The organism is Pseudomonas sp. TCU-HL1 (assembly GCF_001708505.1).
Classification (GTDB): Bacteria; Pseudomonadota; Gammaproteobacteria; order Pseudomonadales; family Pseudomonadaceae; genus Metapseudomonas.
This window is the reverse complement of sequence record NZ_CP015992.1, coordinates 56,178-79,041: the sequence shown is the minus strand read 5'-3', so window position 1 is coordinate 79,041 and position 22,864 is coordinate 56,178. Positions and strand designations below refer to the sequence as shown.

Here is a 22,864-nt window from a genome sequence, read left to right as displayed (position 1 = left end):
GTTGTAGGTTAGGGACCACCCCGACCGAGGAAGACCGCTATGCGCCGCGCGCTGCTCTGGTTGAAGCAGGATCTCAGACTCGACGACCACCCGGCGCTGCAGGCAACCCTCCAGGCCGATCGACTGCTGCCCCTGTATGTCTTCGACCCCGCGCTGCTGCGCTCGTCTTCACTCGGCCCACGTCGGCTGGGCGTGCACCGCGCGCGTTTTCTGCTGGAGAGCCTCGCAGCCCTGGATGCGGGCTTGCGTCAGCATGGCTCGCGGCTGCTGGTGGTACAGGGCCATGCCGAACAGGTGATTCCGACGCTGGTGAACCACCTGGACCTGGATGAGGTCCTGACCCTTGATGAGATGGCCCCCTACGAGCGCGCCGAGATGCGCGGCGTTCGCCGTGCGCTGGGCGTCCCGCTGACCGAGCTGCCGGGCAACAACCTGCTGCGAGAGGATGAACTGCCCCGGCCGCTGCACGAGCTGCCCTCGGTGTTCAACCATTTCCGTGACCTGATGGAAGAGCGCCTCCACGTGTTCCAGCCACGTCCCGTCCCCCAGACCCTGCCACCCCTGCCCAGTGGAGCGGCGAGCCTGATGGAACCCTTGCCTACGCTGTCCCGGCTGGGCCTGGGCGAGCCACTGGGCGTGCCGGCCACCGCCTTTCCCTTCGCCGGTGGCGAGCCCGCGGCACTTGCGCGGCTGCGCGACTACTTGTGGGACACCCAGGGCGTGCGCCAGTACCAGGAAACCCGCAACGGCATGATCGGCAGCGAGTATTCGTCAAAGCTGTCGCCCTGGCTGGCCAATGGCAGCCTGTCACCACGCCGGGTGGCCGCCGAGCTGCATCGGCTGGAAGCGCAGCGCGGCCGCAGCGATTCCACCCAGCAACTATGGCTGGAACTGCTCTGGCGCGAGTTCTTCCGCTGGACTCTGCTTCGCTATGGCAGCGCGCTGTTCCGCTCGGACGGGCTGAAAGCCACGGCGCAAGCACCGCGCAACCACGACGAGCGCTACCTGCACTGGTGCAACGGGCGCACGGGGATGCCCCTGGTGGATGCCAACATGCGTGAGCTGGTGATGACCGGCTGGATGTCCAGCCGCGGCCGGCAGGTAGTGGCCAGCTACCTGGTCAATGACCTGCAACAGGACTGGCGCTACGGCGCCGCCTGGTTCGAGGAACACCTGCTCGACTACGACCCGGCGAGCAACTGGGGTAATTGGGCCTACCTTGCCGGTGTCGCCAGCGATCCGCGCCGCGCGCGGGCCTTCAATGCCCTGCGCCAGGCCCGCCAGTACGACCCGGAGGCCGCCTACGTGAGCCTTTGGCTCCCCGAGCTGCGCGCCTTGCCGGTGGAACAGCGGCACACGCCATTCATGCTCAGCGAACTGCAATTCGCCGGGCTGGACTATCCGCGCCTGGAACACATTCCGGATAACTGGAAGCCCTATATCTCCAGCGCCGCCTGACGGCCCCGACGGGTTCAGCCGGGCTGCGGCAAGCCGTGTGCGTCGGGTTCACTGCGGCCGGCCGACGCCCGCGCCGCCGCCAGCTCGACCCGATTGCGGCCCTCGTGCTTGGCCCGGTAGAGCGCCTGATCGGCACGTTGGAAGGCGGCATCACTGGGTTCCCCGGCGACCATCCCGGTGAGGCCGGCGGACAGGGTGACGGAGACACGCTCACCCTTGAAGTGGAACGGGCAGGCCTCGATGGCCGAGCGCAGGTTCTCCATGAGTTGCTGACCGCCGTCCAGGGGCGTCGAGGGCAGCAGCAGAACGAACTCCTCGCCACCAAAGCGCGCGATGAAGTCGGTCTTGCGCAGGCGCTTGCCGAGCTCGCCGGCGATTATCTTCAACACCTTGTCTCCGGCCAGGTGGCCGAAACCGTCGTTGATGCGCTTGAAGTGGTCGATGTCGATCACCGCGAGCAGCAGGTCACCGCCATAGCGTTGCTGCCGGGCCAGTTCGATTTCCAGGCGCTCGTTCCAGGCCGCGCGGTTGGGCAGGCCGGTCAGCGGGTCCTGCAGGGCCTTCTGCCGCTGGGCTTCGAGGTTGTCCTGGAAGCCCTTGGCCTCTTCCTCCATGGTCGCCACTCGCGTCATCAGCACTCGCAGGCGCTCGCCCACCTCCTGCTCGCGGGTTGCGCGTTGCTGCTGGTAGCGGTTCATGGTGTTGAGCAGGCCGTCGAGGCGTTGCTCCAGGCTCTGCTTCAGATGGGCGAGGTCGGTCGCGTCCTGCACGCTGGCCTGCAAGCCGCTGACGTGCTCGCGCAGTTGGTCGTCCAGGACTCGGACAGTGTCCAGTGACTCGGCATAGCCTTCCTGGGCCGAGCTGAGATATTCGAGGAACAACGCCAGGCGCTGATTGAGCTGCTTCAGGTAACCGGCAAATTCGCGGTGGTCGCTGTCAGTCACCGCCAGCACCAGGACACCAAGGTCGTCCAGCACGGGTACCAGTTCATACCAGTTGAGCCCGCCTTCCAGCCGCTTACGCAGCGATTGCGCCTGGGGCTGGTGGTGCGCGGGCAGGTCCAGCTCGTCGAGTAGCCCGCGCAGGCTGTCGGCCACATGGGGCGCAATAGCGCTGTAACCCGGCTCCGGCGGGTCCGGCAGGGCGTACTCAGGATTGCCCTCTCCAGTAATGATGGAGGCCGCCAGGGGCAGGCTGTCGAGGATATTGCTGCGCGACCGGGCGGCAGGCGTAGCGCTTGGAACTGCCGGCTCTAACGGCCCGGTTTCGATCGCGGCGGGTACCGGTTCGGGTGCTGCAGCCGGCAGGGCGTCTGCGGGCACCAGCCGTTCGGCTTCACGCGCAGGCGGTTCGATCGCGGCAGGCGATTCCTTGACCGGTTCGGCTGACGTGAACGCTGCAGGCGTGTCGTCCAACGCGTCATCCCGGCCGCTGCCGAACAAACGCTGCAGCAGGCCCGGCCGGGCCACCAAGTCGTCGGCCTCGGACAGGGCCTGCAGGGCCTGGCCCTGGAGAACGCCCAACTCGGCCAGCATCGCCGGCATATCGCGTGGCTGGCGAGCGCGCTCGTCGATCTGTTTGGCAAAGCGCTTGAGGCCCTTGCGCACGTCCCGTGGCAGGTCGAGGTCAAGCAGGCGGCCAGCGATGCCGGTCAAGGCATTGACGTTCTGTTCCAGCCGCTGCTGGCGACGCTGCTCGGAGTCCAGCACGGCCCTTTCCAGCCGCGGGATCAGGGCGGAGAGGCCGGCATCCATCTGTTCGCCGCGGATGATCTCGCGCAGCTCTTGCATGCACTGGTCCACCGCCTTGTCGGAACCTTCGGCGGCCAGCGAGCTGCGCACCAGGCCGCGACGCAACAGGTCGAGGCGGGCATCCCAGCGCTTTTCCAGCGTCTCCTGCTGTTCAAGGCTTTCCAGGTACTTGGCTTTCCAACGCTGGGCGTCGTCGCTCATGCAGGGATTCCGCGCTTGGGTTCGCTGATGGCCAGGGGCAGGTTGGCCTGCAAGGCATCCGGCAGGCGGATGTCCACAGCCACTGGCAGGTGATCGGAAATGGGCTGGCTGAGCACGGCAACACGCTCCAGGGTCAGACTGGAGCTGAGCAGGATGTGGTCGAGGCAGCGCTGTGGCCGCCAGCTGGGGAAAGTCGCCTCGACCTGGGGCGCAACGAGGCCGAGGTCGCGCAGCGGCGAGTGCTGCAGCAGGTCGTTGGCATGGGTGTTCATGTCGCCCATCAGCACCAGGTGGCGGAAACCACTCACTCGCTCCCGGATATAGGCCAGCTGACGGGTGCGGGTACGGGCGCCGAGGGACAGGTGCATCATCACCACGGCCAGGGCGTCATTGCCCTTGCCAAAGCGCATCAGGATCGCGCCGCGACCAGGCGGGCCGGGCAGGGGATGGTCTTCCAGAAGGCTGGGCTGCAGTCGGCTGAGCAGGCCATTGCTGTGCTGGGCGATGCGCCCGAGGTTGCGGTTGAGCTGCTGGTACCAGTAGGGGAAGTCGCCGAGCTGGGCGAGGTGCTCGACCTGGTTGATGTAGCCGGAGCGAAGGCTGCCGCCGTCAGCCTCCTGCAGGGCGACCAGGTCGTAGTCGCCGAGCAGGTCGCCGATACGCTGGAGGTTTCCGGCGCGGCCCGTATGCGGCAGCAGGTGCTGCCAGCCACGGGTCAGGTAGTGGTGGTAACGCTCGGTACTGATGCCGACCTGGATGTTGAAGCTGAGCAGGCGCAGGCGACCGTCGGCGGGCAGCCCGCCCTTCTCGGAATGGGGGTTCACCCGTGCATCGCAAGGGCTCGCCTCCCGTTCACCCACCCAGCGTTTAAGCATCGGGCGAATGCGCCGCTTATTTCGCGGCGCGCTCCTTCTCGATCAGGTGCTCGGCGACCTTGAGGGTCTGCTCCGGGCCACCCGAGGAGCTGATGTCGAAGCGGTACTTGCCATTGACCACCAGGGTCGGAACGCCGGTGATCTGGTAGGCCATGGCGAGCTTCTTGGCCTTTTCCATCTGGCCCTTCACGGCGAAGGAGTTGTAGGCCTTGAGGAAGGCGTCCTTGTCTACGCCCTGGCCGGCGAGGAATTCGGCCATTTCTTCGGGGGTAGCCAGCTTCTTGCCTTCCTTGTTGATCGCATCGAACACAGCCTTATGCACCTGGTGCTCGACCTTCATGCTCTCGAGGGTGATGAACAGCTGGCCGTGGACGTTCCACAGGCCGCCGAACATGGCGGGAATGCGAACGAAGTTGACGTCTGCCGGCAGTTTCTCGGCCCAGGGATTGAGGGTCGGTTCGAACTGGTAGCAGTGCGGGCAGCCGTACCAGAACAACTCCACCACCTCAATCTTGCCGGGAACGGACACCGGAACAGGGCTGCTCAACTCGACGTACTGCTTGCCGGCTTGGATGTCTTCAGCCTGGACGGCGCTCATGCCCAGCAGGCTGGCACCAGCAAGAATGGCGGAAAGGATCAGGTTACGCATGCTTCACTCCTTGACGGGTAATAGGGCCGCGAGGGCGAGGATTCGACCAGCGGCAATGCGGCGGGTTCCGGCCATTGTAACGGGCCCGGGAACGAAAAAGGGTGGCCTGAGCCACCCTTGTTCCAGTTCCAGACATCGACCCTTAGTGTAGGCCCTGGATGTAGCTGGATACTGCTTCGATGTCCTTGTTGCTCAGCTTGGCCGCGATGCCGCGCATGATCATGCTGTCGCCATCGTTGGTGCGGTTGCCTTCGCGGAAATCGGTCAGCTGCTTGGCCACGTACTGGGCATGCTGGCCACCCAGGTGCGGGAAACCGGCAGCGGCGTTGCCGGAACCGTCGGGGGCATGGCAGCCGGTGCAGGCAGGCATGCCCTGATCCAGCTTGCCACCACGGAACAGCGCCTCGCCACGGGCGACCACTTTCGGGTCGGCGGCGCCAACGCTGCCTTTCTGGCTGGAGAAGTAGGCGGCGATGTCGGCCAGGTCCTGATCGCTGAGGTTGTTCAGCAGGCCGGTCATTTCCAGCACGGTACGGTTACCGGCCTTGATGTCCTTCATCTGCTTGAGCAGGTAACGCTCGCCCTGGCCAGCCAGTTTCGGGAAGTTCGGGGCGGCACTGTTGCCATCCGGGCCATGGCAGGCACCGCAAACAGCGGCTTTGGCCTGTCCAGCCTTGGCGTCGCCAGCGGCGTGGGCCATGCCGGTGATGCCCAGGGTCAACAGCAGACTCACGATTACTTTGTTCATCAGCTAATCCAACTACGGCTAAAGGGTAAAGGTGTTATGCACCGGGCTACTTTTATTGGCTCATCCACTGGATGACGGCCTTGTAGTCCTCGGCACTGCAATCCATGCACAGACCTTTCGGCGGCATGGCGTTCAAACCATTGGTGACGCTCTGCACCAGAGTGTCCATGCCCTTGGCCAGGCGCGGTTCCCAGGCGGCTTTGTCGCCTTTTTTCGGCGCCATCGGCAGCTGACCCGTGTGACAGGCGCCGCAAGCCCGGTTGAAAACCGCTTCCGGATCCTGGGCTGCTTGCGCAACGAAGGACATCGCCGCAAGGCTCGCGACGAGCAGTATTTTGTTCATGATCAACCTCATCGGTGGGCATCGCCACGCATTCTTCTGTGCGTCGGTCTCAGCCGTGAACACTAGACCCTGGGGGATAAAGCGCACACTAAATCTGCGGCATTATATACTGGCGCTGCTTAAACGGAAACGAAACCGCCCCCTGCGACACCGAGTCGCACCCTTGGACACCGCATGTCAATCAAGAACCCGATCCTCGGCCTGTGCCAACAGGCCCGCTTCCTCATCAGTGCCGCCAAGGTCGACCAGTGCCCGCCGGATGCCGGCCTGGAAGTGGCTTTTGCCGGGCGTTCCAACGCAGGCAAGTCGAGCGCGCTCAACACCCTGACCCACGCCAGCCTGGCGCGTACCTCCAAGACGCCGGGTCGTACGCAGCTGCTGAACTTCTTCTCCCTGGACGAAGAACGCCGCCTGGTGGACCTGCCCGGCTATGGCTACGCCAAGGTGCCGATCCCGCTCAAGCAGCACTGGCAGCATCACCTGGAGGCCTATCTCAGCAGCCGCGAGAGCCTGGCCGGCCTGATCCTGCTGATGGACATCCGCCATCCGCTGACCGACTTCGACCGTCTGATGCTGGACTGGTCCAGCGCCGGCAACATGCCGATGCACATCCTGCTGACCAAAGCCGACAAGCTGGCATTCGGCGCCGCGAAGAACGCATTGCTCAAGGTGCGTCAGGAGATTCGTAAGGGTTGGGGCGACGGCGTGAGCATCCAGCTGTTCTCCGCCCCCAAGCGCCAGGGCATCGAAGAAGCGCACGCGGTACTCGCGCACTGGCTGCAGCTGGACCTGGAAGAAGGCGAAGCCGAGGCCTGAATTCCAGGCAAAAAAAACCCCGGACTTCGTATGGGGAGGGGGAAGTTCGGGGTTTAAGTCTGAACCGCTAGGGCGGGGTTCAGATATCTGCCAACACTAAACACAGCAAAAGGAGCATCGAAAGGCTTCACCAGCCATTCAGTTGTGTGACTCCCCCGCCTTGTAGAAAGTTCAGACTGATTATCAAAACAGTTTGCTATCAGAACAAATTTGTTTATTCGATCAGGGACTAAGCATCTGTTTCAGCCATGAAACAGATGCCACCTCAAAAGTGCACTCAGTGCGCCTCATCCCAGTTATCGCCCACGCCCACTTCCACCACCAGCGGCACGTCCAGCTCGGCGGCGCCACTCATGAGCGGGCGAATCTGTTCGCTGACCTGCTCCAGCAGGTCCTCGCGCACTTCCAGCACCAGTTCGTCGTGCACCTGGAGGATGACACGGGCGTCCGGCCCACTTTCCTGCAACCAGTCATCCACCGCCACCATGGCGCGTTTCATGATGTCCGCCGCGGTGCCCTGCATTGGCGCGTTGATCGCGGTGCGCTCGGCTCCCTTGCGCATGGCCTGGTTCTTAGAATGGATTTCCGGCAGGTACAGGCGGCGGCCAAACAGCGTTTCGACGAAGCCCTGCTGCGCGGCCTGCTCGCGGGTGCGTTCCATATAGGCGAGCACGCCGGGATAACGGGCGAAGTAGCGGTCGATGTAGGCCTGGGCCTCCTTGCGCTCGACACCGATCTGCTTGGCCAGGCCGAAGGCGCTCATGCCATAGATCAGTCCGAAGTTGATCGCCTTGGCGCTACGGCGCTGGTTGTTGCTGACCTCGTCCAGCGGCACGCCGAAAACCTCGGAGGCGGTGGCGCGGTGCACGTCGCGATCGTGGCGGAAGGCGTCCAGCAGGCCTTCGTCCTTGGCCAGGTGAGCCATGATGCGCAGCTCGATCTGCGAATAGTCCGCCGCCAGCAGCTTGTAACCCTTGGGCGCGACGAAAGCCTGGCGAATGCGCCGGCCCTCGGCGGTGCGGATCGGGATGTTCTGCAGGTTCGGGTCGGTGGACGATAGACGCCCGGTGGCCGCCACTGCCTGGTGGTAGGAGGTATGGATGCGCCCGGTGCGCGGGTTGATCTGCTCCGGCAGGCGGTCGGTGTAGGTGCTCTTGAGCTTGCTCAGGGAGCGGTACTGCATGATCACCTTGGGCAGTTCGTAGTCCTGCTCGGCGAGGTCGGCCAGAACGTTTTCCGCAGTGGAAGGCTGGCCGGTAGCCGTCTTGGCCAGCACCGGCAGGCCGAGCTTTTCATAGAGGATGGCACCGAGCTGCTTGGGCGACCCGAGGTTGAACTCCTGCCCGGCCAGCTCAAAGGCCTGCCGCTCCAGTTCCACCATCTTCGTGCCCAGCTCAAGGCTCTGCTGGCCCAGCAGCTTCGCGTCGACATAGGCGCCGTTGCGCTCGATGCGCGCCAGCACCGGTACCAGCGGCATCTCGATCTCCTTCAGCACCTTGACCAGGGACGGGATAGCTTCCAGCTTCTGCCAGAGAGTCTGGTGCAGACGCAGGGTGACGTCGGCATCCTCGGCCGCATAGGGGCCGGCCTGTTCGAGGGCGATCTGGTCGAAGGTCAGCTGCTTGGCGCCCTTGCCGGCGATGTCTTCGAAACGGATGGTGCTGTGGCCCAGGTACTTGAGGGCCAGGCTGTCCATGTCGTGGCGGGTCGCCGTGGAGTCCAATACATAGGACTCGAGCATGGTGTCGAAGGCGATGCCCTGCACGGCAATGGGCGTGGTGGCATTGGCCAGGACGTTCATGTCGTACTTGGCGTGCTGGCCGACCTTGAGCTTCTTCGGGTCCTCCAGCAGCGGCTTGAGCGCCTTGAGCACGGCATCACGGTCGAGCTGCGCCGGCACGCCCATATAGCTATGGGCGAGCGGAACATAGGCCGCTTCGCCGGCCTCGGCCGCAAAGGACACACCCACCACCTGCGCCTGCTGGGCATCGATGCTGGTGGTCTCGGTGTCGAAGGCGAACAGCGGGGCGGCCTCGAGCTTCTTCAGCCAGGCATCGAACCTGGCCTGTTCCAGTACGATCTCGTAGCGTTTCTCGGCCTCGGCGGCCGGTGCTTCCTCCAGCGCCAGCTGTTCGCCGCTGGACTTGGCTGCCTGGCGCTGAAGGTCGTCCAGCCAAGTCTTGAATTCCAGGGTGCGGTACAGCTCGGCCAGAGCCTCGCGGTCCGGCTCGCCGGGGTGCAGGGAATCGATCTCGACGTTCAGTTCGACGTCGCACTTGATGGTGGCCAGCTTGTAGGACAGATAGGCCATGTCCTTGTGCTCTTCGAGCTTGGCCGGCAGGCCCTTGGCGCCGCGGATCGGCAGTTCGGGGACTTTCTCCAGGCTGCTGTAGAGCACATCGAGGCCGCCGCCAACACCGGTGAGCAGGCCGAGAGCCGTCTTCTCGCCGACGCCGGGCACGCCTGGAATGTTGTCGACCTTGTCGCCCATCAGCGCCAGGTAATCGATGATGAGTTCAGGACCGACACCGAATTTCTCCTTCACGCCATCGACGTCCAGCGTGCTACCGGTCATGGTGTTGACCAGCGTAATGTGCCCGTCGACCAGTTGCGCCATGTCCTTGTCGCCGGTGGAAATCACCACCGGACGCCCGCCCGCGGCGCTTTGCCGGGCCAGGGTGCCGATCACATCGTCGGCCTCCACACCTTCCACGCAGAGCAGCGGCAGGCCGAGGGCACGCACACTGGCGTGCAGCGGCTCCACCTGCACCCGCAGCTCGTCCGGCATCGAGGGGCGATTGGCCTTGTACTCGGCGAACATCTCATCGCGGAAGGTACCGCCCTTGGCGTCGAAGACCACCGCGAAAGGGCTGTCCGGGTATTGCCGGCGCAGGCTCTTGAGCATGTTCAGCACGCCTTTGACCGCACCCGTGGGCAAGCCGGCGGACGTCGTCAGCGGTGGCAGGGCATGGAAGGCGCGGTACAGGTAGGAAGATCCGTCCACCAGGACGAGAGGGGCTTGGCTCATGCGTGAATTCAACCTTTATTCACCGGACCCGAAGTAGAATGGACCGATCATTGACGAGAAGGGACAAGGTTACCATGCGCGCACTGAACCGCCTTTTGCTGGCCAGCCTGCTGGCCATCGCCCCAGTCGCCACGTTCGCCGCTGATGAGCCGTCCGCCGAACCGGACGTCACCATCCGCCAGGAAGGCGACAAGACCATCCAGGAATACCGCGTCAACGGATTCCTCTACGCCATCAAGGTGACGCCGAAGAACGGCAAGCCGTACTTCCTGGTCCGCGCCGATGGCGAAAGCAACTATGTCCGCTCGGACAACCCCGACATGCTCATCCCCGCGTGGGAAATCTTCAGCTGGTAGCGCCACACGCAACCCCGTTACAAGGTAGTCCAATGTCCGTATTCACTCCGCTCGAACGTCCGGAACTGGAAGCTTTCCTCGCCCCCTACGGGTTGGGCCGGCTGAAGGATTTCCAGGGCATTGCCGAAGGCTCCGAGAACAGCAACTTCTTTGTCAGCCTGGAACAGGGTGAATACGTACTGACCCTGGTGGAACGCGGCCCGAGCCACGACTTGCCGTTCTTCATCGAGCTGCTCGACGTCCTCCACGACGCCGACCTACCCGTGCCGTTCGCACTGCGCACTGAGACTGGCGAAGCCCTGCGCGAACTGGCCGGCAAGCCGGCGCTGCTGCAACCGCGCCTGCCGGGCAAGCATGTGCACCAGCCCAATGCCCATCACTGCGTGGAAGTCGGCGCTCTGTTGGCACGCCTGCACCTGGCAACGCGCGAGCGGGTACTGGAGCGCAAGAGCGATCGCGGCCTGGACTGGATGCTCAACGAAGGCCCGGCGCTGGCCCTGCAACTGGATGAAACGGCCCTGCCGCTGCTGCGCGATGCGCTGAAGGAGATCAGCGCGGTGAAGGAGCGCTTCATCGCCCTGCCGCGCGCCAACCTGCACGCCGACCTGTTCAAGGACAACGCGCTGTTCGACGGTACCCACTTGTCCGGGGTAATCGACTTCTACAACGCCTGCGCCGGTCCCATGCTCTACGACCTGGCCATCTGCCTGAACGACTGGTGCTCGGATGCCAAAGGCCGCCTTGATAGCTCGCTCGCCCGCGCCCTTCTGGGTGCCTATGCCGCGCTGCGCCCCTTCACCGCCGCCGAGGCCGAACTCTGGCCAACCGCCCTGCGCATCGCCTGCGTGCGTTTCTGGCTCTCGCGTCTGATCGCCGCCAATGCCTTCGCCGGGCAAGACGTGCTGATCCATGATCCAGGCGTGTTCCAACTGCGGCTGGCGCAGCGGCAGAAGGTCGAGCTGCCGCTGCCGTTCGCCCTCTGAACCAGGCTTCTGGGTAGGGTGCGCCGCGCGCACCGATACTCTTGGCGGTGTTCCCGGTGCGCACGGCGCACCCTACGGACAATCCCTGTCACCGGTCAGATCCATATGCAGCCCGATCCGGCTCACCCACATTTCGAGTGACCGCAGTTGAGGCAGGTTGCGCAGCCATCCATCTGCACCACCGCCTGAGTGCTGCATTTGCCGCAGAGCTGCGCCCCGGGCGGGAAGCCTTCACCGGGCTCAGCGGTCGACGTGCCCAGGCTGGCTTCGTAGGCGGCACGTTTTTCGGCCAGGTAGAGCTTGTGCTCCTCGTCCAGCTTCTGGCCTTCCATCAGGCCGATGGCCACCAGGTGGCGCTCCAGCACGGCACCGATCTCGGCCACCAGCGACGGCATGTAGACCCCGCCGCGTTTCAGATAGCCACCGCGCGGGTCGAACACCGCCTTCAGCTCTTCCACCAGGAAGGTGCAGTCACCGCCCTTGCGGAACACCGCCGACATGATGCGGGTGAGCGCGACGATCCACTGGAAGTGCTCCATGCCCTTGGAGTTGATGAAGATCTCGAAGGGCCGGCGCTGCTCGAAGGCGGTGCCGGGGTTGAGCACGATGTCGTTGATGGTCACGTAGAGCGCGTGCTCGAACAGAGGCGACTTGATCTTGTAGGTGGCGCCGACCAGGGTCTCCGGGCGCTGCAGGGTCTCGTCCATCTGCACCACCGAGGCGGCTTCCTCGGCGGCCTTGCGGGCCTTTTCCTGGTCCAGGTCGACCAGGCTGAAGCCCTTGATCTTCTTCTCGATCCTGATGGTCATGACGGCCTCCGATCGTTCAGTACTTACCGTAGTAGCCTTCTTTCAGGGCATCGAAGAGGTTGGCGGCGGTGTGCACCTCACCGTCGTACTCCACCTCTTCGTTCCCGCGCAGCTCCACCAGGGTGCCGTCCTCCAGCTCGAAGCGGTAGACGGTCTTTTCCAGGTCCGAGTCCTTCACCAGCACCCCTTGGAAGGCAGCCGGGTTGAAGCGGAAGGTGGTGCAGCCCTTCAACCCCTGGTGCCAGGCGCGCAGATAGATGTCCTTGAAGTCCTCGAAGGGAAAGTCGGTGGGCACGTTGGCGGTCTTGGAGATGGACGAATCGACCCAACGCTGGGCCGCCGCCTGCATGTCCACATGCTCGGCCGGACTGATGTCGTCGGCGCTGACGAAGTAGTCCGGCAGGCGCTGCATCGCCTGTTCGGCATACGGCCGCGCCTGGCTGTTGACCAGCGCGCGATAGGCCAGCAGTTCATAGCTGCACACCTCGACCTTCTCCTTGGTCTTGCGGCCGGGCCGGATCAGGTTGCGCGAGTACTGGTGGGCATAGCTCGGTTCGATCCCATTGGATGCGTTGTTCGCCAGGCTCAGGCTGATGGTGCCCGTCGGCGCGATGGAGCTATGGTGGGTAAAGCGCGCCCCCACCTCCGCCAGTTCGACCACCAGCTCTGGCGCGTGCTCGGCAATGCGCTGCATATAGCGGGAATAGCGGGCGTGAAGGACCCGGCCCGGTACCCGATCGCCAACCTTGTAGCCGTCGTCGACCATCTCCGGGCGCTTGCGCAGCATGGCCGCGGTCACCTCGTAGTCCTGCATCAGGACAGGGGCCGGGCCTTTCTCCCGTGCCAGTTCCAGCGCCACCTGCCAGCCGGCCAGGGCCATCTCCCGCGCCACTTCTTCGGTAAATACGCAGGCCTCGGTGCTGCCATAACGCAGCCCCAGCAACGCAAGGGCTGAGCCAAGCCCCAGGAAGCCCATGCCGTGACGGCGCTTGCCGAGGATTTCCTCGCGCTGGCGCGGAAGCGGCAGGCCGTTGATCTCCACCACGTTGTCGAGCATCCGGGTGAATACCCGCACCACAGCGCGAAAGCGTTCCCAGTCGAAGTGCGCTTCGCTGGTGAAGGGCTCCTCGACGAAGGCCGTGAGATTGATCGAGCCCAGCAGGCACGAGCCATAGGGTGGAAGTGGCTGCTCGCCGCAGGGGTTGGTCGCGCGGATGGCCTCGCACCACCAGTTGTTGTTCAGCTCGTTGACCCGGTCGATGAGGATGAAGCCAGGCTCGGCGAAGTCGTAGGTGGACACCATAATCATGTCCCACAGGTGCCGGGCCTGGACACGGCCATAGACCTTGCAGGCCACCAGGCCATCCTCGCGGGTGATGTAGCCGTCATGCACCGGCCAGTCGCGCCAGATCACCTGGCTCGCGTCACCGAAGTCCAGCTCATCCCGCTCCTTGGGGTGCACGGGGTAGAGCAACGGCCATTCGGTGTCGTTCTCCACCGCGTGCATGAAGGCATCGCTGACCAGCAGGCTGAGGTTGAACTGGCGCAAGCGGCCGTCCTCGCGCTTGGCGCGGATGAACTCGCGCACGTCCGGGTGGCAGACGTCGAAGGTGCCCATCTGCGCGCCACGGCGACCGCCGGCGGAGCTCACGGTGAAGCACATCTTGTCGTAGATATCCATGAAGGACAGCGGCCCGCTGGTCTGCGCGCCGGCCCCGGAGACGTAGGCACCGTGCGGGCGCAGGGTGCTGAATTCATAGCCGATGCCGCAGCCGGCCTTGAGGGTGAGCCCGGCTTCATGGACCTTGCCGAGGATGTCGTCCATGGAGTCGCGGATGGTGCCGGAGACGGTGCAATTGATGGTCGAGGTGGCGGGCTTGAAATCCTGGGCGCCGGCGTTGGAGATAATCCGCCCGGCCGGGATGGCGCCGTTGCGCAGGGCCCAGAGGAAGCGCTCGTACCAGTGCTCACGGGCGGCGGAATCGACCTCCACCTCGGACAGGGCACGAGCCACGCGCTGCCAGGTGGCATCCGGAGTCAGGTCAATCGGCGTACCGTCTTTGTGCTTTAGGCGGTACTTGCTGTCCCAGATGTCTTCCGACGCCGCCTGCAAGGCGATGCCGTGATTACCCTGAGCCTGCCTGGGTGTCCCCGTCCTGGCCATCCGCTGCCCTCCTTCGATGAAGAGTCCAGACTTGTCTGGCCACGAATGCCGGCCGCTGACTCACATCAATGCGGCCCGCGGCCCCTCTTTCACATTAGCAGTCCGTGCGGGATCGCCCGGTAGGGTGCGCCATGCGCACCGGGCGAAGCCCAGGCGTGCATAGCGAGTTGGTGCGCGCAGCGCACCCTACAGTCGAGGTCAGAGCGCTTCCAGGCAGCCGGCCAGCCCGTCGCCGAGGTTCTGCAGCAAGGTCTCGTAGCCATTGGCGGCGACGGGGGCGTCCACGCCCAGGGCGTCCAGCTCGGCCAGACGCACCGAGAGGCCAGCGGTCAGGGTCTCGGCCAGGCGCGGGCGCACCGGCGGTTCACTGAACACACAACTCGGACCCGCCTTCTGCAGCCGTTCACGCATGGCGGCAACATGGCGGGCGCCAGGCTGCACTTCGCTGGCGACGCTGAACACACCGGCATGGCGCAGGCCGTAAGCCGCCTCGAAGTAGTCGAAGGCTTCGTGGAAGACGAAGAAGGGCTTGCCGGCAACCTTGGCCATACGCGCCTTGAGACGGGCGTCGAGTTGGTCGAGGCGGCCCTCGAAAGCTTTCAGGTTGGCCTGGTAGCGCGCCGCATTGGCCGGGTCGGCCGTGGCGAGGTCGGCGGCCATGCGCGCGGCAATCACCCGAGCGTTGGCCGGCAGCAGCCAGAGGTGGGCGTCGAAGGAGCCGGGGCGGTGGTCATGATCGTGCTCGTGTTCGTCGTGCTCGTCTTCATGCTCATCGTGCAGCGCTTCGAAATGGCGCAGCGTCAGGCCGGGCACATCCTGCACGGCGATGCTGGGCTTGTCGCGGCCTTGCAGCACGCGGGGCAGGAAACCCTCCAGGTCCGGTCCGATCCAATAGAACAGGTCCGCCTCGCGCACGCGCCGAACGTCGGAAGGTCGCAGCGCGTACTGGTGCGGCGAAGCGCCCGGGGGCAGCAGCACGTCGGGTTGGCCGGCACCATCCTGCACGGCGGCGGCGATCAGTTGCAGCGGCTTGATGCTGGTCAGCAGGCGCACGTCGGCCTGGGCTGACAGGGCGCAGGCACTGAGAAACAGGGAGACGAATAGACGGAACACGGCACAGACTCGGCAGGAAAAGAGTTATAGAATAACGTCTCTTTCTCTAAACGTCGCCGCCATGCTCAAGCCGATCAGCGCAAAAGCCCCCCTGGCCTGTCGCCCCCACGACCACTCCCATTGCGTCTCCAACGCCCTGGCCGAGGCCGATGCCATCTGCAGCCGCGAAGGCCTGCGCCTGACCGCCCTGCGCAAACGCGTGCTGGAGTTGGTCTGGCAGAGCCACAAGCCGCTGGGCGCCTACGACATCCTCGGCGTGCTGACCGAGGAAGACGGCCGCCGCGCCGCGCCTCCTACCGTCTACCGCGCCCTGGATTTCCTTCTGGAAAACGGCCTGGTACACCGCATCGCCTCGCTCAACGCCTTCGTCGGCTGCAACCACCCGGGCGAAGCGCACCAGGGCCAGTTCCTCATTTGCCGCAACTGCCAGACCGCCATCGAGCTGGAGCAGTCGAGCATCAGCCAGGCCATCGTCGAGAGCGCGAAATCGGTCGGCTTCGCTGTCGAAGGCCAGACCGTGGAGATCGTCGGCCTCTGCGCCAACTGCCAGGTGGCCGCATGAGCGATACACTGATTCGCCTGGAGCGGGTCGGGGTCGACTTCGCCGGCCAGCCGGTGCTGCAGGATGTGCATCTCACGGTGAGGGCAGGGGAAATCGTCACCCTCATCGGCCCCAACGGCGCCGGCAAGACCACCCTGGTGCGCAGCGTGCTCGGCCTGCTCAAGCCCGACAGCGGTGACGTCTGGCGCAAGCCGCGCCTGCACATCGGCTACATGCCGCAGAAGCTCCAGGTCGACGCCACCCTGCCGCTCACCGTGTTGCGCTTCCTGCGCCTGGTGCCGCGAGTAGATCGCACGACAGCCCTCGCCGCGCTGGACGAAGTGGGTGCCACCCACGTGATCGACAGCCCGCTGCAGAACATCTCCGGCGGCGAGCTGCAACGCGTGCTGCTGGCCCGCGCCCTGCTGCGCGAGCCTGAGTTGCTGGTGCTGGACGAGCCGGTGCAGGGCGTCGACGTCGCCGGCCAGGCCGAACTCTACCGCCTGATCACCCGACTGCGAGACCGCCACGGCTGTGGCGTGCTGATGGTCTCCCACGACCTGCATCTAGTGATGAGCGCCACCGACCAAGTGGTGTGCCTGAACCGCCATGTCTGCTGCTCCGGCCATCCGGAACAGGTCAGTTTTGATCCGGCCTTCATCGAGCTGTTCGGCCAGGACGCCAAGAGCCTCGCCGTTTACCACCACCATCACGACCACGCTCACGACCTGCATGGCGAGGTGGTGAAGACGCCCTTCCCCAGCGGCACCCGTTTCACTCCCGTCCACAAGCACGGCCCCGACTGCAACCATGGCTGACTTCCTGCTCAACGCATTGCTCGCTGGCCTCGCCCTGGCCTTGGTGGCCGGCCCTCTCGGCTCCTTCGTAGTCTGGCGGCGCATGGCCTATTTCGGCGACACCCTGTCCCACGCCGCGCTGCTTGGCGTGGCCCTCGGCCTGATGCTGGATGTCAGCCCGACCCTGGCCGTGACCGTCGGCTGCGTGCTGCTGGCCGTGCTGCTGGTCACCCTGCAGCAACGCCAGCCGCTGGCCTCGGACACCCTGCTGGGTATCCTCGCCCACAGCACCCTGTCCCTGGGCCTGGTGGTACTGAGCTTCATGAGTGAAGTGCGCATCGACCTGATGGCCTACCTGTTCGGCGACCTGCTGGCGGTAAGCCGCACGGACCTCGCCTGGATTCTCGGCGGCAGTGCGCTGGTGCTGCTGGTGCTGATCCCCATGTGGCGCCCGCTGCTGGCGATCACCGTGCATGAGGAGTTGGCGCGGGTGGAAGGCCTGCCGGTAGCGGCCATCCGCCTCGCCCTGATGCTGTTGATCGCCATCGTCATCGCCGTCGCCATGAAGATCGTCGGCGTACTGCTGATCACGTCGCTGCTGATCATTCCGGCCGCCGCCGCCCAGCGCCACGCACGCAGCCCGGAGCAGATGGCCCTGGGGGCCAGCCTGCTGGGCCTGATGGCGGTCTGCGCCGGCCTCACGCTGTCCTGGTTCAAGGACACCCCGGCGGGCCCGTCCATCGTCGTCTCCGCCGCCAGCCTGTTCCTCTTCAGCTTTGCCCTGCCGCGCCGCGCCTGAGGTCGGCCAGGACCAGGGTCGCGGCCTTCTCCGCGATCATCAGGGTCGGTGAGCACGTGTTGCCGGACACGATCTCCGGCATCACCGAGGCATCAGCGATCCGCAGCCCGGGCACCCCGTGCACCTTCAGTTCGGCGTCCACCACCGCCTCCCGGCCCTGGCCCATCCGGCAGGTCCCCACCGGGTGGAAAATGGTGGTGCCGATATGGCCGGCCGCCTGCTGCAACTCCTCATCTGTCTGCAGCGCAGACCCCGGCAGGTACTCCTTCGGCCGGTAGCGCGCCAGGGCCGGCGCCGCTGCGATGCGCCGGGTCAGGCGAATGGCGTCGGCGGCCACGCGCAAGTCCTCGACATCGCTCAGGTAGTTGGGCTGGATGAGCGGCGCCGCCTTGGCGTCGATGGAACGGATATCCACCCGTCCCCGGCTTTGCGGACGCAGGTTGCACACCGACGCGGTGAAGGCCGGGAAGGGGTGCAGCGGCTCACCGAAGCGCTCCAGTGACAACGGCTGCACGTGGTATTCGAGGTTCGCCCTGGTCTGCTCAGGGCCGGAACGCACGAAGGCGCCCAACTGACTCGGCGCCATGGCCAGCGGACCGCTGCGACTGGCGAGATAACGCAGCCCCATGCCCAGCTTGCCCCACAGGCTACCCGCCAGCTGGTTCAGCGTCGGCACGCCGGCCACCTTGAAGATCAGCCGCAACTGCAAGTGGTCCTGCAGGTTGCCGCCCACTCCGGCCAGCTCGTGGCGCACGCCAATGCCAAGGCGCTCCAGCAGCGGACGCGGGCCGATGCCGGAACGTTGCAGCAGCATGGGCGAGCCCACTGCGCCGGCGCAGAGAATCACCTCCCTGCGGGCGCGAAACTCCTGTAGCAGGCCCGCCCAGCGGCCTGCCACACCGACGGCGCGGCCCTGTTCCAGCAGCAGACGCTGCACCTCAACGCCCGTGCGTACCGTCAGGTTCGGCCGTTGCAGCACCGGGCGGAGGAACGCCTTGGAAGCGTTCCAGCGCACGCCGCTGCGCTGGTTGACCTGGAAATAGCCGCAGCCCTGGTTGTCGCCGGTGTTGAAATCCTCCACCGGGGCGATGCCGCATTCCCCAGCGGCCTGGCGGAAGGCGTCGAGGATTTCCCAGGACAGGCGTTGGCGCTCCACCCGCCATTCGCCGGCATCGCTGTGGAATTCGCTGGCCCCGCCGAAATGGCTTTCGCTGCGCAGGAACAGCGGCAGCACCTCCTTCCAGCTCCAGCCCGGATTGCCCAGCTCGGCCCAGCGGTCATAGTCCGCTGCCTGGCCACGCATGTAGATCATCCCGTTGATCGACGAGCTGCCGCCCAGTACCCGGCCGCGCGGATAGCCCAGGCTTCGGCCATGCAGACCCGGCTCCGCCTCGGTGCGGTAGCACCAGTCGGTGCGCGGGTTGCCGATGCAGTAGAGATAGCCGACGGGAACGTGGATCCAGGGATAGCTATCGCGTCCGCCGGCCTCCAGCAGCAACACGCGCACGCCGCGCTCGGCCGAGAGCCGATTGGCCAACAGGCAGCCGGCCGGCCCGGCGCCGACAATCACGTAGTCGAAATCCTGATGGACTGGGTACATGGCGTTCCTCGCCTGGGTTCTTGTTGGTTAGCGGGCCATCTTGCAGCAACTGCGAACCCGACCGGTACGAAGAACGGTCTGAAGGCCCTGAGGATGCCTCTAGAAATGCCATCCTTGCGGCCGATTTACCCCTATTTTTTGTCCTGAACCACGCTGCAGTGTAGAATCGCGCGTTTTTTGAGCAATCAGAGACCTGCTGGAATGAAGCTGTTCGCTACTCGTTGCCTGCCTGTTATCGCCTTTTCCCTGCTGTTGGCTGCCTGCCAGACCGCCCAGCAAGTGGCCGAGGTGCCAACGGATGGCCTGGTCAGCGGCTTCCGCCAGCTCGACCAGAACCTTGCCGAAAGCAAGCTCATTGAAGCCGAGGCCCAACTCAAGAGCCTGGAAGAAAAGGCCGCCGGCGACACCCGCCTGGAGCAGTACCAGCGCCAACTGGCCGATGCCTGGATGAAACGCGGCCAGGACGCCCTGCAGAAAGGTGACCTGGACAACGCCACCAAGGCGCTCAGCCACGCCCGTAGCCTGATGCCCCAGGCCCCGGCCCTGACCACCGGCCTGGACGGCGCCATCGACAAGGCCCGCGAAGCTGCAGAAGCCCGCGAAGCCCGCCGCGCAGCCGAAGCGGCAGCCGCCAGGGAGAACGCCGCGCGCCTGGAACAGGCCCGCCAACTGCGCAAGGCCGCCGAGCGCCAGGCTGCCGCCATCAAGGCGCAAGCCACCCTCCCCAATGCCCCCCAGGGCGAGAAACCTGTCGTCGCCGCCAGCAAACCACTGCGCGCCCTGACGCCACTGGTGGAAATGCCCATGCTCGACCGCGATGACAACGAGAACCTGCGCCGCCTGCTGGACAGCGTGGCCGCCGACATCGTCGCCCACGACTGCGCCGTGCAGATCCAGGTGCGCGAGGCCAAGGACTACCCCTGGGTCGCCGCCCTGCTGTCGGCGCGGGTGAAGAAGCTCGATCCCGACTTCAAGGCGCAGTACAGCCAGGCCCTCAAGCCTGACCAGATACCGCGCCTGGTACTCAGCCCGCGTCACTGAACGCCACCGGCTGGCGACGTCTAGACTGGACGGAGTCCGTCTGTCGCTTATTCCTCGCTGATATAGCCATAGGTCCAGAAAGATTTTCTGCGCCTATGCGCCAGCGGGTAAACTTGCCGGTTTTTAGCCGATCCGGCTAACGACGAACCCACAAGGTTTCCGCAGTGATCGAATTCCATAACGTCCACAAGGCGTACCGCGTCGAAGGCCGCGAAATCCCGGCCCTGCAGCCGACCGACCTCGCCATCCAGGGCGGCGAAGTGTTTGGCCTGATCGGCCACTCGGGCGCCGGCAAGAGCACCCTGCTGCGCCTGATCAACCGCCTTGAAGAGCCCTCCGGCGGTCGCATCGTCATCGAAGGCGAAGACGTTACCGCCCTCGACAGCGAAGGCCTGCGCCGCTTCCGCCAGCGCGTCGGGATGATCTTCCAGCACTTCAACCTGCTGGCCTCGAAGACCGTTGCCGAGAACGTCGGCTTGCCGCTGAAACTGGCCGGCGAGCTGTCCCGCGCCGAGATCGACCGCCGCGTCGCCGAACTGCTGACCCGCGTCGGCCTCCAGGATCACGCCCGCAAGTACCCCGCGCAGCTTTCCGGCGGCCAGAAACAGCGCGTCGGCATCGCCCGCGCCCTGGCTACCCAGCCGAAGATCCTGCTCTGCGATGAGGCCACCAGCGCACTCGACCCGCAAACCACGGCCTCGGTGCTGCAACTGCTGGCCGAGATCAACCGCGAGCTGAAGCTCACCATCGTCCTCATCACCCACGAAATGGACGTGATCCGCCGGGTCTGCGACCGGGTGGCTGTGATGGACGGCGGCGTGATAGTCGAGCAGGGCCCGGTGGCCGATGTCTTCCTGCACCCGCAACATTCCACCACGCAACGCTTCGTGCTCGAAGACGAACAGGTGGATGAAGGCGAGCAGCGCGATGACTTCGCCCACGTTGCCGGCCGCATCCTGCGCCTGACCTTCCGTGGCGAGGCGACCTACGCCCCGCTGCTGGGCACCGTCGCGCGCCAGACCGGCGTGGACTACAGCATCCTTGCCGGGCGCATCGACCGCATCAAGGACACCCCCTACGGCCAGCTGACCCTGGCCCTGACCGGCGGCGACGTGGACGCCGCGCTTGCCTGCTTCCGCGAGGCGGACGTGCACCTGGAGATCCTGCGCTGATGGACGCCCTGCTCGCCAATATCGACTGGTACGAAATCTGGCTCGCCACCCTCGACACCTTCCTGATGCTGGGTGGCTCGCTGTTGTTCACCGTGCTGCTGGGCCTGCCGCTGGGCGTACTGCTGTTCCTCACCGGCCCGCGCCAGCTGTTCGAACAGAAAGCCGTCTACAGCCTGCTTTCGCTGCTGGTGAACGTCCTGCGTTCGCTGCCCTTCATCATCCTGTTGATCGTGATGATCCCCTTCACCGTGTTCATCACCGGCACCTCCCTGGGCGTCGCCGGCGCCATCCCGCCGCTGGTGATCGGTGCCACGCCCTTCTTCGCGCGCCTGGTGGAAACCGCCCTGCGTGAAGTGGATCGCGGCATCCTCGAAGCCACCCAGGCCATGGGCGCAACGACCCGCCAGATCATCTGGAACGCCCTGCTGCCGGAAGCGCGGCCGGGCATCTTCGCCGCCATCACCGTCACCGCCATCACGCTGGTGTCCTACACCGCCATGGCCGGTGTGGTGGGTGCGGGCGGCCTCGGCGACCTGGCCATACGCTTCGGCTACCAGCGCTTCCAGACCGACGTGATGGTGGTCACCGTGCTCCTGCTGCTGGTGCTCGTACAAATCCTGCAAACCGTCGGCGACAAGCTGGTGGTGCATTTTTCCCGTAAATGACCTGGTGCCGGCACCCGTTGCGCCGGCCCGATGACTTCCCTCAAGGAGCCGCTCATGAAAAAACTGCTGGTGGCCTTCGCCGCCCTGACCGCCCTCTCCGCCCAGGCCGACACCCTGAAAGTCGCCGCCACCCCGGTGCCCCACGCGGAGATCCTCGAGTTCATCAAGCCGCAACTGGCCAAAGAAGGTGTGGACCTGCAGGTGAAAGTCTTCACCGACTACGTGCAGCCCAACGTGCAGGTTGTCGAAGGCCGCCTCGACGCTAACTTCTTCCAGCACCAGCCCTACCTGGACGAGTTCAACAAGGCCCGTCAGACCAAGGTGAAGCTGGTATCCGTGGTCGGCGTGCACGTCGAGCCCTTCGGCGCCTACTCCAGCAAGGTGAAGTCCCTGGCCGAGCTGCCCGAGGGCGCCCAGGTGGTCATCCCCAACGACGCCACCAACGGCGGCCGCGCCCTGCTGCTGCTGGACAAGGCCGGTGTGATCAAGCTGAAGGACAACACCAGCATCACCGCCACCCCGAAGGACATCGTCGAAAATCCGAAGGGCATCAAGGTCCGCGAACTGGAAGCCGCCACCCTGCCGCGCGTGCTGAACCAGGTGGACCTGGCGCTGATCAACACCAACTACGCGCTGGAAGCCAAGCTGAACCCCACCAAGGACGCCCTGGTGATCGAGGGTTCCGACTCGCCCTACGTGAACATCCTGGTGTCCCGCGAGGACAACAAGGCCAGCGCCGACATGCAGAAACTGGCCAAGGCCCTGAATAGCCCCGAAGTGAAGAAATTCATCGAGGAGAAGTACAAGGGCGCCGTGGTTCCGGCGTTCTGATCGCTTCCCATGCAATGAAAAAGCCCGCTCAATCGAGCGGGCTTTTTTGTGGGCGGTCATAGGGTGCGCCGTGCGCACCTTGAGCCTCGTGCCAGGGTCTCGGTGCGCGCAGCGCACCCTACGC

At 65.2% G+C, this 22,864-nt stretch carries 21 protein-coding genes; 11 read left to right on the top strand and 10 right to left on the bottom strand.

The features are described 5' to 3' along the window. Positions 1-39 precede the first annotated feature (39 nt). A complete protein-coding gene (locus tag THL1_RS00400) occupies positions 40-1,458 on the top strand; it encodes a DASH family cryptochrome (protein WP_069081427.1) in 1,419 nt (472 codons plus the stop codon). 14 nt (positions 1,459-1,472) lie between these two features. Here THL1_RS00400 and THL1_RS00395 read toward each other — a convergent pair whose 3' ends face one another. From THL1_RS00395 to THL1_RS00375, 5 genes are all read right to left on the bottom strand, one after another. Next, a complete protein-coding gene (locus THL1_RS00395) occupies positions 1,473-3,410 on the bottom strand; it encodes a GGDEF domain-containing protein (protein ID WP_069081426.1) in 1,938 nt (645 codons plus the stop codon). Further along, positions 3,407-4,285 (bottom strand): endonuclease/exonuclease/phosphatase family protein, encoded by an 879-nt coding sequence (locus THL1_RS00390; protein WP_069081425.1) that lies wholly within the window; start codon positions 4,283-4,285, stop codon positions 3,407-3,409. The genes THL1_RS00395 and THL1_RS00390 overlap by 4 nt, the downstream gene beginning before the upstream one ends. A 16-nt stretch (positions 4,286-4,301) precedes the next feature. Next, entirely contained in the window at positions 4,302-4,934 is a 633-nt protein-coding gene (locus THL1_RS00385; protein ID WP_069081424.1) for a thiol:disulfide interchange protein DsbA/DsbL, read from the bottom strand. Positions 4,935-5,076: 142 nt separating this feature from the next. Further along, positions 5,077-5,682 (bottom strand): c-type cytochrome, encoded by a 606-nt coding sequence (locus THL1_RS00380; RefSeq protein WP_069081423.1) that lies wholly within the window; start codon positions 5,680-5,682, stop codon positions 5,077-5,079. Positions 5,683-5,734: 52 nt separating this feature from the next. Further along, positions 5,735-6,025, bottom strand: coding sequence for a c-type cytochrome (locus tag THL1_RS00375; RefSeq protein WP_069081422.1), 291 nt, complete (start codon positions 6,023-6,025; stop codon positions 5,735-5,737). A gap of 174 nt (positions 6,026-6,199) precedes the next feature. Between THL1_RS00375 and yihA the strand changes: the two genes are divergently transcribed. Further along, the gene (yihA, locus tag THL1_RS00370; protein WP_069081421.1) at positions 6,200-6,841 is read left to right on the top strand and encodes a ribosome biogenesis GTP-binding protein YihA/YsxC; all 642 of its coding nucleotides are present in this window, start codon (positions 6,200-6,202) and stop codon (positions 6,839-6,841) included. Positions 6,842-7,118: 277 nt separating this feature from the next. Here yihA and polA read toward each other — a convergent pair whose 3' ends face one another. Further along, positions 7,119-9,869: a DNA polymerase I gene (gene polA, locus THL1_RS00365; RefSeq protein ID WP_069081420.1), complete on the bottom strand. Its 2,751-nt coding sequence runs from the start codon at positions 9,867-9,869 to the stop codon at positions 7,119-7,121. A 74-nt stretch (positions 9,870-9,943) separates the two neighbouring features. Here polA and THL1_RS00360 point away from each other — a divergent pair, with 74 nt between their 5' ends. Together THL1_RS00360 and THL1_RS00355 are read left to right on the top strand one after the other, a co-directional pair. Then, on the top strand, positions 9,944-10,225 hold the full coding sequence (locus tag THL1_RS00360) for a DUF2782 domain-containing protein (RefSeq protein WP_069081419.1): 282 nt from the start codon (positions 9,944-9,946) through the stop codon (positions 10,223-10,225). 32 nt (positions 10,226-10,257) lie between these two features. After that, a complete protein-coding gene (locus THL1_RS00355) occupies positions 10,258-11,208 on the top strand; it encodes a homoserine kinase (RefSeq protein WP_069081418.1) in 951 nt (316 codons plus the stop codon). 122 nt (positions 11,209-11,330) lie between these two features. Here THL1_RS00355 and THL1_RS00350 read toward each other — a convergent pair whose 3' ends face one another. The 3 genes from THL1_RS00350 to THL1_RS00340 all read right to left on the bottom strand — a co-directional run bounded on the left by THL1_RS00350 (position 11,331) and on the right by THL1_RS00340 (position 15,294). After that, positions 11,331-12,017: an NrdJb gene (locus tag THL1_RS00350; RefSeq protein WP_069081417.1), complete on the bottom strand. Its 687-nt coding sequence runs from the start codon at positions 12,015-12,017 to the stop codon at positions 11,331-11,333. A 16-nt stretch (positions 12,018-12,033) separates the two neighbouring features. Next, positions 12,034-14,181, bottom strand: a complete 2,148-nt coding sequence (locus THL1_RS00345; RefSeq protein ID WP_069081416.1) for an adenosylcobalamin-dependent ribonucleoside-diphosphate reductase — start codon at positions 14,179-14,181, stop codon at positions 12,034-12,036. Between the two features lie 198 nt (positions 14,182-14,379). Further along, complete coding sequence (locus tag THL1_RS00340) at positions 14,380-15,294, bottom strand: zinc ABC transporter substrate-binding protein ZnuA (protein WP_069081415.1); 915 nt, start codon at positions 15,292-15,294, stop codon at positions 14,380-14,382. A 61-nt stretch (positions 15,295-15,355) separates the two neighbouring features. Between THL1_RS00340 and THL1_RS00335 the strand changes: the two genes are divergently transcribed. From THL1_RS00335 to znuB, 3 genes are read left to right on the top strand one after another with little or no spacing between them, the layout of a single operon-like run. Further along, positions 15,356-15,856, top strand: coding sequence for a Fur family transcriptional regulator (locus tag THL1_RS00335; RefSeq protein WP_069081414.1), 501 nt, complete (start codon positions 15,356-15,358; stop codon positions 15,854-15,856). Continuing rightward, complete coding sequence (gene znuC, locus THL1_RS00330; RefSeq protein WP_069081413.1) at positions 15,853-16,653, top strand: zinc ABC transporter ATP-binding protein ZnuC; 801 nt, start codon at positions 15,853-15,855, stop codon at positions 16,651-16,653. The genes THL1_RS00335 and znuC overlap by 4 nt, the downstream gene beginning before the upstream one ends. Next, positions 16,646-17,431 carry a zinc ABC transporter permease subunit ZnuB gene (gene znuB / locus THL1_RS00325; RefSeq protein WP_069081412.1) on the top strand — a complete coding sequence of 262 codons (786 nt, stop codon included), beginning with the start codon at positions 16,646-16,648 and terminating at the stop codon, positions 17,429-17,431. Before znuC ends, znuB begins: the two co-directional genes overlap by 8 nt. Here znuB and THL1_RS00320 read toward each other — a convergent pair. Further along, the gene (locus tag THL1_RS00320) at positions 17,403-19,031 is read right to left on the bottom strand and encodes a GMC family oxidoreductase (RefSeq protein WP_069081411.1); all 1,629 of its coding nucleotides are present in this window, start codon (positions 19,029-19,031) and stop codon (positions 17,403-17,405) included. The genes znuB and THL1_RS00320 overlap by 29 nt on opposite strands. 201 nt (positions 19,032-19,232) lie before the next feature. Here THL1_RS00320 and THL1_RS00315 point away from each other — a divergent pair, with 201 nt between their 5' ends. The 4 genes from THL1_RS00315 to THL1_RS00300 all read left to right on the top strand — a co-directional run bounded on the left by THL1_RS00315 (position 19,233) and on the right by THL1_RS00300 (position 22,740). Then, the gene (locus tag THL1_RS00315) at positions 19,233-20,072 is read left to right on the top strand and encodes a PA5502 family lipoprotein (RefSeq protein ID WP_069081410.1); all 840 of its coding nucleotides are present in this window, start codon (positions 19,233-19,235) and stop codon (positions 20,070-20,072) included. A gap of 164 nt (positions 20,073-20,236) precedes the next feature. Beyond that, positions 20,237-21,244 carry a methionine ABC transporter ATP-binding protein gene (locus THL1_RS00310; protein WP_069081409.1) on the top strand — a complete coding sequence of 336 codons (1,008 nt, stop codon included), beginning with the start codon at positions 20,237-20,239 and terminating at the stop codon, positions 21,242-21,244. After that, positions 21,244-21,909, top strand: coding sequence for a methionine ABC transporter permease (locus tag THL1_RS00305; RefSeq protein ID WP_069081408.1), 666 nt, complete (start codon positions 21,244-21,246; stop codon positions 21,907-21,909). The genes THL1_RS00310 and THL1_RS00305 overlap by 1 nt, the downstream gene beginning before the upstream one ends. Positions 21,910-21,963: 54 nt before the next feature. Then, positions 21,964-22,740 (top strand): MetQ/NlpA family ABC transporter substrate-binding protein, encoded by a 777-nt coding sequence (locus tag THL1_RS00300; RefSeq protein ID WP_069081407.1) that lies wholly within the window; start codon positions 21,964-21,966, stop codon positions 22,738-22,740. Positions 22,741-22,864 lie beyond the last annotated feature (124 nt).